General features: G+C 66.1%; 7 protein-coding genes and 1 pseudogene. 5 read left to right on the top strand and 3 right to left on the bottom strand.

Going from position 1 to position 9,934, the window contains the following annotated elements; translation table 11 throughout:
- Nucleotides 1–216 (top strand): annotated as a pseudogene (locus ACODRZ_RS25880) (hypothetical protein); the annotation flags it as partial.
- Nucleotides 217–321: 105 nt separating this feature from the next.
- Entirely contained in the window at nucleotides 322–1,278 is a 957-nt protein-coding gene (locus tag ACODRZ_RS25885; protein ID WP_488970145.1) for a LysR family transcriptional regulator, read from the top strand.
- A 42-nt stretch (nucleotides 1,279–1,320) separates the two neighbouring features.
- Here ACODRZ_RS25885 and ACODRZ_RS25890 read toward each other — a convergent pair whose 3' ends face one another.
- The 3 genes from ACODRZ_RS25890 to ACODRZ_RS25900 all read right to left on the bottom strand — a co-directional run bounded on the left by ACODRZ_RS25890 (nucleotide 1,321) and on the right by ACODRZ_RS25900 (nucleotide 4,630).
- Nucleotides 1,321–2,766: an MFS transporter gene (locus ACODRZ_RS25890; protein ID WP_488970144.1), complete on the bottom strand. Its 1,446-nt coding sequence runs from the start codon at nucleotides 2,764–2,766 to the stop codon at nucleotides 1,321–1,323.
- Nucleotides 2,767–2,951: 185 nt separating this feature from the next.
- Nucleotides 2,952–3,695 (bottom strand): maleate cis-trans isomerase family protein, encoded by a 744-nt coding sequence (locus tag ACODRZ_RS25895; RefSeq protein WP_488970143.1) that lies wholly within the window; start codon nucleotides 3,693–3,695, stop codon nucleotides 2,952–2,954.
- Nucleotides 3,696–3,706: 11 nt separating this feature from the next.
- Nucleotides 3,707–4,630, bottom strand: a complete 924-nt coding sequence (locus ACODRZ_RS25900; protein ID WP_488970142.1) for an alpha/beta fold hydrolase — start codon at nucleotides 4,628–4,630, stop codon at nucleotides 3,707–3,709.
- 302 nt (nucleotides 4,631–4,932) lie between these two features.
- On the opposite strand from ACODRZ_RS25900, the gene ACODRZ_RS25905 reads away from it, so the two are divergent.
- The 3 genes from ACODRZ_RS25905 to ACODRZ_RS25915 all read left to right on the top strand — a co-directional run bounded on the left by ACODRZ_RS25905 (nucleotide 4,933) and on the right by ACODRZ_RS25915 (nucleotide 9,627).
- Nucleotides 4,933–6,012, top strand: coding sequence for an LLM class flavin-dependent oxidoreductase (locus ACODRZ_RS25905; RefSeq protein ID WP_008832654.1), 1,080 nt, complete (start codon nucleotides 4,933–4,935; stop codon nucleotides 6,010–6,012).
- On the top strand, nucleotides 6,012–7,076 hold the full coding sequence (locus tag ACODRZ_RS25910; protein WP_488970141.1) for an LLM class flavin-dependent oxidoreductase: 1,065 nt from the start codon (nucleotides 6,012–6,014) through the stop codon (nucleotides 7,074–7,076). Before ACODRZ_RS25905 ends, ACODRZ_RS25910 begins: the two co-directional genes overlap by 1 nt.
- A 247-nt stretch (nucleotides 7,077–7,323) precedes the next feature.
- Nucleotides 7,324–9,627 (top strand): TonB-dependent receptor, encoded by a 2,304-nt coding sequence (locus tag ACODRZ_RS25915; protein ID WP_488986294.1) that lies wholly within the window; start codon nucleotides 7,324–7,326, stop codon nucleotides 9,625–9,627.
- Nucleotides 9,628–9,934 lie beyond the last annotated feature (307 nt).

Consider the following 9,934-nt stretch of genomic DNA (forward strand, 5'->3'; position numbering starts at 1 on the left):
GAAGCGCTAAAGGCTCCGCTTGGACCCGGCATGACGTCAATTATGGTGCGTCACACCAAGGACCGGGCCGACGACGCGCGGGTGATGTTCGCCAATGCGCCGATGAAGATCATCCACTATCCCGACGTCGGCCATTACCCGATGATCGAACTGCCCGAGCAGACCGGGCGCGATCTCAAGGCATGGATCGACGCGCTGCCCGCCGAGGGTAAATAAGCGCGAGGGATTGTCCGCAGAGCGGGGAGGAAGCGTTAAATTCTGGACCCGGAGGCGGCTCCGGGTTCCCCTTCCTCTTTCCGTCAAATGGCTTGAGGTGGGATCATGGATCTTCGTCAGTTGCGGCATTTCATCGCGGTTGCGGAACTGGGCAATTTCTCGCGGGCGGCGGAGCGGGTGTTCCTGACGCAGCCCGCGCTTACCCGCAGCATCAAGACGCTGGAGGACGAGATCGATGCGCGGCTGTTCGACCGCCGCTCCAGCGGCGTCGAACTGACTGCGGCGGGCACGGCGCTGCTCGAACACGCGCGGCTCATGGTCAACGAACAGGAGCGGGCGCAGCAGCGCATCGCGCTGGCCAAGCGCGGACTGGGCGAGGAACTTGTCGCCGCGATCTGCCCTCTGCAGGCGCAGATGGGCCTGCGCGCCGTCGTCGCGGAATTCACGCGCGAGCATCCCGACGTGTCGCTGCGGATCGTCGAGGGGCACGTGGACGAGACGGTCCCGGCGCTGATGGACCGCAAGGTGGACCTCGTCTTCACCACCGTCCCGGCGACGACGATGCAGGAGAAGCTGGCGTATGAGCGCATTCGCAGTTCGTCATGCTCGATCTATGGGGGGGCGGGGCATCCGCTGGCGCAGCGCAGCGGTATAACTCCCGCCGAGCTGACACGCTGGGCCTGGGCGATGCTTGATCAGAAGCACTGGCTGGCGGCCACCCGCAATTACTTCGCGGTGGGCAACTCCGGGATGCCGACGGCCGGGGTGAAGACCAGTTCGGTCTCGTTCATGAAGTCGCTCGTGCTGGAGGAAGGCATGCTGGGCATGTTGCCCGATGCGCTGATGGAAGGCACCGGGGCGGTTGCGCTCAATGTCGAGCGTCTGCCGCGCCCTCTGCGCGCGGGGCTGCTGTTCCGGGCGGATGCGGAGATCAAGCGCTCGGCCGAACTCTTCGCGGAGAAGCTGCGCGCTCACGTCGGACGGCCGGACGTGGAGGAAGGCCGGGCGATCCCGCACGTTCCGGTCGCGGTTCTGGCGGAAAAGCGCCCTCACGCGAATTGATATGCGCAGCCCCGGCGGTCAGTGCCGGGGCTGGCGTTTCTTTCAGGTTGGCTCGCCCGTGGGATCGACGACTGGGTCCAGCGCGGGGGCGGCGCTCGCTTCCGCCAGCGCCAGTTCCCCGGCGTCGAGGCGGTAGAAGCACATCGTGATGAAGGCACCGACCATGGCCAGCGCGGGGATCACGGATTCGCACATCATGATCGCCCATTCGGCGCTGGCGCCCTGCGCGCCCGAGGCGCCGCTGGCCGAGGATACGTAGCCCATCGCCGACAGGAACGCGCCCAGCGCCGCCAGCGAGGCGGCGGAGGAGAGCTTGTCCAGCAAGGTGGTGACGCCTGCGAAGGCACCCTCGCGCCGCTCGCCGCTGCGCACGAAGTCGTAGCGCACGGCGTCGGACAGCAGGGCGTAGGCGCACAGGATCATGCCGCCGCCCGCGAAACCGCCGACGAGGGCGCGGGCGCCGACGCTCAGGGTGCTCTCGCCCGGTCCGGCAAGCAGCCACGTCAGGTGGTTGGCGCCGTAGACGGCCAGCGCGATCATGTAGCAAGCCTTGCGTCCGAGATGGCGCGATCCGAAGACCCAGACGGGCATCGACAGCACCATGGCCACTGTCGAGAGCATGAAATAGGTGCCCAGCGTGGCATCGCCGACCTTCAGCACGACGCGGGTGAAGTAGGCGAGAGTGGCCGATCCGATCACCGTGCCGAACAGCAGGAAGACGTGCGCGATGGCGAGGATCTGGAACGGCTTGTTGGCCCAGACCACCACCAGCTGGCGCCACAGTTCGAAGCGGCCACGCGGCTTGCGGGCAGCCTCGGCGCTTGGCGCCGTGCGGGGGGCGTCGCGCAGCAGGCGCACGGCGGCGGTGGTTGCGACGAAGACGATCGCGCCGACCAGCACCGCGAGGATGAGGTGGCTCTGGCGGCCCGGCCCGATCATGCCCAGCAGCCATGTCGGCAGCGTCGATCCGAGCAGCGCGCCGATGGCGTTGCCGTAAGTACGCCAGGCCATGAGCCGGGCGCGCTCGTCGGGGTCGGTGGAGCTTTCTACGACCATGGCGAAGCCGGGGATCGTCATCAGCGTATAGCCCGAGGCGTGGATGACCAACGCCAGCGTCACGAAGGCTTCGGTCAGCAGCAGCGATCCCACGTCCGGCGCGCCGAACAGCATGACGACGCCCAGCGGCATCGCCAGTCCGCCCGCGAAGAGGAACGGCAGGCGGCGGCCCCACTTCGACTGGAAGCGATCACTCCACGCGCCGACGGTGGGGTCAAGAAAGCCGTCGTAGATCTTCACGAGGGCGAAGATGAGCCCCGCGGTCCCGGCGGAGATCGCGAGGCTGTCCGTCATGAACCGCAGGCCGAGGACGGTCACGACATTCTGTCCCGCCGCATGGGCGAGGGGGATCAGCAGCGACCCTATCCTGATCGACCATGCTTTGGAACTTGCGGCGCCTGCATGGGCCGCCCTACCTGATCCTGTTGCCACGCGCTTCTCCGTACTCGTGCTTGAGCGGCAGAACACGGGTGCTCGGGGCGATGGCCTAATGCCGTTTGGTGATATGGCCGCAGGGTGGAGTTGCGGGGTTGGGCAGTGCAGACGTCAGTTTGAACCATAGCTCGTCATTGCTTCGCTGCGCTCGCAATGACGATTTAAGGTGGCCTCTTTCGCTCCTAATACTCGCTCAGCAGGCGGCCCAATCCGGGCAGCTTGTCTGAAATCCCGCAGGCACGCAGGGCGTGCCAGTAGGTCGCGGTATTGATGGCGATGACCGGCTTGCCGAGAGTGCCTTCGTACTCGGCTGCGAGATCGACCATGGAGAGGTTGGTGCCCACCTGCACGACGGCATCGACGTCGTCCCCGTCGAGCTGGGCGATGACGTCTCGCAACGTGTCGGGCGAGACTTTGGCGATATCGGTCCAGCGGCGGCATTCCAGCGCCCGGTCGCGCCTGACGGCAAAACCCGATTCTTCGAGGAACCGGCGGACTTCGGCGTTCGCCACCGGGTAGTAGGGCGACACGAAGCTGACCGACTTCGCGCCAACGGCGGTCAATGCGGCGGCGACGGCCTCGGCACCGGTGGTCGCGCCCACTCCGGCTTCCGCCTCGATCTGCGCCTTGAAGTGGCGCGAGCCTTCCACACCGCCGTAGAACGTCACCGCTGACATGCCGAGTACCAGATAGTCCGGGCGGCAGGTCATCACCGAGCGCACCGCGTCCAGCGTGTTCTCGGCGATAGCGGTGGTGCCGGCGATGAAGTCCTCGTTCGAGAGCGCCACCGGGTCCTCGACGTGGATGCGCGCGAGGTGATTGGTGACGCCGGGCGGGCGCATGCGCTCCATGTCGGGTTGCACGACCGTATTGGTCGAGGGCGCAATCACCCCCAGCAGCTTGCGCCAGCCCAGAACGTCGGTCACGAGCGCTGGCCTCAGCGCCGCATCAGGCGGATGGGGAGGGCGTCGGTGACCCCGGCATCGAGCCTCGCGAGGGCCTTGGCGTTCGCCTTGCCGCTGGCGAAGGCGTCGAGGAACAGCCCCGCCACTGCATTCGCGTGGCTGAGGCCGTCAAGCTGCATCGGTCCGGGCTGGCTGAAATCGCAGATCGCGCCGCCGAAGTAGTGGTTCACGCCCTCCAGCACGAGGCCGTAGCGGTGCCCGCCCGGCTTCGCGGAATCGAACGCGGCAAGGTGCGCGCGCCAGCCTTCCGCATCGCTCGGCGTCATGCCGGGGAGCAGGTCGATAGTGCCGGTCTGGATCAGCGCGGGGACGGCGAGGGCGCGGTACCCTTCCGAGGTCATCATCACCGGGATCGTCGGCGGGGGCGAGAACGCCACCACGCTCGTCGCAAGGCGCGGCATGAGCGGGCCTTCGAGACCTTCCGGAATGACACCCGCCGCGCCGCCGAGAACGGTGGCGATCAGGCCGCCGTAGCTATGCCCCATGGCGATGAACGGCGTGTCGCCGATATGGGCGATCAGGGTGCGCATGTCCTCGATGCGGCAGCGCCAGCTGGCGAGGCCCTTGTACTCGGCCGTGTGCGGGTGCTGCGCGGAATCGACGTGGAGCGGCGCGAGCACGCGGTAGCCCGAGGCCAGCAGCGGCTGGAGGATGCGGTCGTAGAACCAGGGCGCGGACATGGCCCCGTGCGAGAACAGGATCGTCCCGCGCTTGCCGCTGGTGCCCGCCCACTCGCTGACCGAGAAGGTACGCCCGCCCGGACCTGCAAGGTCGAAAGTGCGGCGTTCCGGCATCGGTGCCGCGACGACGCTGCGCGATGCACCGTCCGCACAGGCGGCGGTGGCGCCGAGCAGGGCGCTTGCAAGAAGGGTGCGGCGTGAAAGGGACGTCGACATGCGCATCGTTCCGGTAATTCAGAGATCGGAATGACCTCGATCGAGCGACCATGCAATGCGCTGGCCGCGCCGGATACAACCGGCAGGCGAGGGCATGTCCGCTCTGTGGAGTTGATCGCTGCAAGATTGCTTCTGCAGGGGCATGAGCCCGCCGCATCATCCTATGCGTTCTGCGCCGCAAACACGCTGATTGCCGGGATTCTGACCGTCATGCGGAGATATGCACCCGGCTTCTGAGGCCATGCACGGGCGCGCACATAGGCTTTGCGCAAATGCCAGGGGAATGTGCCAGAGGAGCCTCCATGCCGATAGAAATCAACGGTCTCATCAATCACAACATGGCCTCCGAACTGTCGCCGGTGCCGGTGTCGCACTACGACATCGACGCCATCGTGAAGCTGGCCAAGGTGCAGGAGGCGGCGGGCTACGACCGCGTGCTGATCGCCAATGCCGCGACGATGCCGGACAACTTCACCACCGCCGCCTATGTCGGCGCCGTTACCGAGCGGCTGGGAGTCATGCTGGCCCATCGCCCCGGCTTCATCGCGCCGACCATGGCGGCGCGGATGCTGGCGACGCTCGACCGGCTGCTCGGCGGGCGGCTGGGCGTGCACGTCATCACTGGCGCCAGCGACATCGAGATGCAGTGCGACGGCGACTTCCACACCAAGGAGGAACGCTACGACCGCAGCCTCGAATACATCGACATCCTGCGCCGCATCTGGGCGAGCGAGACGCCGGTGGACCACGATGGCAAGTGGTATCGCTTCAACGGCGGTTATGCCGAGATCAAGCCGCTGAACGGCACGATCCCGGTGTTCTTCGGCGGCATGTCGCCGATGGCGATCGCGACGGGGGCGGCCTGCGCGGACGTCTTCGCGACGCTCAGCGATACCGTCGCGGGCATGACCGAGGTGGTGCAGAAAGTCACCGCCGCCGCGCAGCCGCTCGGCCGCAAGCCCGACTTCCTCGTCTCGCTGCGCCTTGTCGTCGGCGAGAGCGAGGACAAGGCGTGGGCGCAGGCGGCGGACCTCAAGAGCCGCATCGCCGCGCTCGAGAGCAAGGCGGAGAAGAACAAGGTCGCCGCCAGCGCCGCCGGTTTCGCGCGCACGGCCGAACTCGCCGGCAAGGGCGAGCGGCTGGAGAAGTGCTTCTGGAACGGCATCAACGAGATCCGCGGCGCACACAGCAACAGCGGCACCCTCGTCGGCGATCCCGACCAGCTGGTCGACGCGATCATGGATTACTGGGACGCGGGCGTGCACAAGTTCATCCTGCGTGGCTACGATCCGATCGGCGACGCCGAGATCATCGGTCGCGACATCATTCCCGCCCTGCGCCGCAAGGTGGCCGAGCGGGAAGCCGCGATGGAGGTGCGGTGATGGCTTTCGAAGTCGTCGGCCTTCACTTCTTCGCGGATTCCTCCGAGGCCCATCCGGTGCGCGGGGTCTACGACCCGCAGTTCCTGCGCGATTATGCCGTGGCGCACGAGGAGGCGGGTTTCGACCGCGTCCTCGTCGGGCAGACGGCGACATGGCCCGATCCGCTTTCGACCGCCGCGCATATCGCGGCGGTGACGAAGACGCTGAAATTCATGGTCGCGCATCGCCCCGGCTTCATCGCGCCGACCATGGCCGCGCGCATGTTCGCGACGCTCGACCGGGCGAGCGGCGGGCGTGCGGGCGTCCACATCATCACCGGCGCCAGCGACGTCGAGACGCAGGCGGACGGCGACTATCTGACCAAGGAGCAGCGCTATCACCGCAGCCGCGAATACGTGGAGATCCTGCGCCGCATGTGGTCGAGCGAGGTTCCCTTCGACCACGCGGGCGAATGGTATCGCTTCAACGGCGCCTTCGCGCTGGTGAAGCCGGTACAGGAGCAGATCCCGGTGTTCTGGGCTGGAAACTCCGACGCGGCGGTGAAGATGGGCGCGCAAGTCTGCGACGTCTATGCGATCGGCCCCGCCACGCTTGCCGATACCCGGGCGACGATCGCGCGCTTCAAGCAGGAAGCGGCGCTGCACGGGCGCAATCCCGACGTGTCGATGTCGATGCGTGTCATCGTCGCCGATACCGAGGATGCGGCGTGGGAGAAGGCGGAGCGCCTGCTCGGCACCGTGATGGACCATCTCGCCAGCGGCAGGCAGATCGGCCGCGACAAGGGCGACAGCGATCCCGGCACTCTGGCGCTCAAGCGGCAGGCGGCGATGGGCGAGCGGCTGGACGAACGCCTGTGGACCGGCATGACCCGCGCCACCGAAGGGCGGCTCCACGCGACCGCGCTGGTCGGTACGCCCGACCAGGTGGCGGCGGCGCTGGAGCAGTATCACGCCATCGGCGTCGACCGGTTCCTGCTCAACGGCTTCTACACGATCGAGGACGTGCGCCTGTTCGGCGAGGGACTGGTCCCGGTCCTGCGCAAGCGCATCGCCGCAGCGGGGTGAGGTGTGGGAAGGCACTGCGCTGCCGACCTGTTTTCATCAATACAAGTCAAGAGAAAGTTTTCTTTATACCTGATAAGATTTGAATAATACTCACCTGTCGAACATTAGATCACAAATTGTTGTCGAGAAATTGACATCACTTAGCCTTGGATTTGTATCAAGCGCATATCGATAAGATCAAGCACATCAAGGGGAAGCTGGTATGATGAGGTCTGTTTCATCTTCTGTTGGTATTGCAGTAATTGCGATGATGTTCTGCAGCACATCGGCATTGGCGCAAGTCGCCGCCGATGAAGACGTCTCTTCCAATGCGATCATCGTGACGGCCAAGAGCCGCAAGGAAACGCTGCAGGAAGTTCCGCTCGCCATTACCGCCCTCACCAGCGACGATCTTGCCAGCGCGCAGATCCGCGACGTGCGCGATCTTCAGAAGGTGACGCCGAACCTCAGCCTGTTCGCAGGCTCGGGGCGCAACGATCCTTCCGCCTATTCGCTGCGTGGTCTTGCGCCCAATACTTCGGACGAACGCTATCAGGGCATCTCGGTGTTCATCGACGGCGTCGCCCTGTCGGGTCAGCTCGCCTCGCTCGACCTTGAGAACCTTCAGCGCGTCGAAGTCATCAAGGGGCCGCAGAGCGCCAACTTCGGCCGCGCTACCTACAGCGGCGCGATCAACTACGTCACCGTCGATCCTTCGGGCGACGAGGTCACCGGCTTCGTCAAGGCGCGCGGCAGCCTGATGAATTCCGCGCCGGAGGCCAGCTACTACTTCGGCGGCACGGTCACCGCGCCGCTGGTCAAGGACGCGCTGTGGGCCTCGGTCGCGGGATCGGTGTTCCAGAACGGCGCCATCGCCAAATCGCGCGACGGCGGCGCGCCGATCGGGCGCGAGCGCACGCAGGCGGTGTCGGGCACGCTCTACTTCAAGCCCGACGCCACGTTCTCGATCAAGCTGCGCGGCATGTACCAGCATGACCGGGACTCGGTCGCCGCACAGGTCGTCGAGCAGCCGCGCGAATGGGTGCAGTCAGGCATCGCCACTGCGCCCTTCGCACGCGGCAACGGGTCGATCTTCCCCAAGTACCTGCCCGATCCGGATATCGACAACATCGGCACCAGCGGCGCGGACGGCTATGCGCGCGATCGCTACTTCGCCAGCGCCGTCGTCACCAAGATGTTCGGCGACTACGAGTTGAGCTATCGCGGCGGCTACGTGAATGAATCGCGCACCGCAGACGCACCAAACGCCCCGCGCGCCAGCGGCGTGGGCCAGGACAAGGTCTTCGGCGAGGCGCTTGCCAACAACGAAGTGACCCTGCGCGCCGCCTCGCTCGGCACCTTCCCGTCCTATGAGAAGTTCACCAATACCAGCCACCAGCTGATGCTGCTTTCGCCCGGCGACAAGCCGCTGCGCTGGCGCGTGGGCGCCTACTACTTCTGGGAGCGCGACGACACCGGCTTCACGTCCTTCGCCACCGCGGCAAACCCGGCGGGCCGCACCCGCGACGACCGGCTGGAGAACCGCGCGATCTTCGGCGGTCTCGACTGGGATTTCACGCAGCAGCTGACCCTCAGCCTGGAAGGCCGCTATGCGCGTGAGAGGATCTTCGCGCCGAGCTGCCCGAGCTGCGCCTTCTATCCGACGACGAGCGACTATTCGCAGGTGTCGAAGGACTTCTCGCCCCGCGTGACCGTCAGCTACAAGGCGACGCCGCAGAACATGCTCTATGCGCTGTTCTCCAAGGGCGTGAAGAGTGCGCGCGCCGGTTACGTGACGGTGGGCGGTGTCACCCAGCCGGTCTATGCTGACCCGGAAAAGCTCTACAACTACGAGATCGGCAGCAAGAACAGCTTCTTCGGCGGCGCGCTGACGCTGAACCTCGCCGCTTTCTACGACGAGGTGAAGGACCAGCAGCTGGTCAGTACGCTGGAGCGGACCGTTTCCGGCCAGACCGTCACCGTTTCGGCGGTGGGCAACGTCGGTTCCTCGCGCATTGTCGGTTTCGAGGCGGAGAGCAACTGGCGCGTGACCCCGCAGCTGACGCTGCGCGGCTCGGTCGGCTATGCCAAGCAGGAATTCACCAATCCGGCCCCGATCCTGATCAGCTCCGGCTCGACGGCGGGCTTCCCGGTAACGCCCAACGGTTCGGTGGTGCTCGATGGTCTGACGCAGGCCAACGTGCCTTACTGGAACGGTTTCGTCGGCGGCGAGTACCAGCTTCCCGAAGTCGGCGGCTTCATGCCCTCGCTGCGCGTCGACGGCAGCTATCGCGGCAGCTACTTCGCCACGTTGTCGAACACGGTGAAGGTGCGTTCGGCCTGGACGGTCGATGCGCGGCTCAACCTGACCAGCGACATGATCGACCTTGCGCTGTTCGGCCGCAACATCCTCAACAACCAGCGCGCGACCGGTTCGGGCCTGGCGGGTGCGACCGCGAGCTGCATGTTCATCGAGCGCGACACCGCGACCTACGGCACCAACCAGCAGTGCCTTTACGCTTCGGCGCCGCGTCCGCCGGAGTTCGGCATGGAAGCGACGCTGCGCTTCTGATCTGATCCTGGAGGGGAGGGAAAGGCCGGGCGAGCAATCGCCCGGCCTTTTTCGTGGCCGAGGGGTTTGCAGCACCGGGCTTGCAGTAATGCCACGCCGTCACCCTGAACTTGTTTCAGGGTCCATCGGGCAGCTGGTGCCGGAGTGCAGAATAGCAAACCGAGCCGCCGGTTTGCTGATCCACGCGCAGCGTTCGCGGCGCAATGAACCCTGAAACAAGTTCAGGGTGACGAGGTGCTTGGGGGTGAGGAAATCCTCCCTGTCGCGAAGCGATGGGGAGGTGGCAGCCCGTCAGGGCTGACGGAGG

Source organism: Novosphingobium sp. FG90, assembly GCF_057808725.1.

What these genes read in the sequence shown, in the direction of transcription:
- ACODRZ_RS25885 (WP_488970145.1), top strand. Translation starts at nt 322, where the DNA reads ATGGATCTTCGTCAGTTGCGGCATTTCATCGCGGTTGCGGAACTGGGC.
- ACODRZ_RS25915 (WP_488986294.1), top strand. Translation starts at nt 7,324, where the DNA reads ATGATGTTCTGCAGCACATCGGCATTGGCGCAAGTCGCCGCCGATGAA.
- ACODRZ_RS25910 (WP_488970141.1), top strand. Translation starts at nt 6,012, where the DNA reads ATGGCTTTCGAAGTCGTCGGCCTTCACTTCTTCGCGGATTCCTCCGAG.
- ACODRZ_RS25900 (WP_488970142.1), bottom strand. Translation starts at nt 4,630, where the DNA reads ATGTCGACGTCCCTTTCACGCCGCACCCTTCTTGCAAGCGCCCTGCTC.
- ACODRZ_RS25905 (WP_008832654.1), top strand. Translation starts at nt 4,933, where the DNA reads ATGCCGATAGAAATCAACGGTCTCATCAATCACAACATGGCCTCCGAA.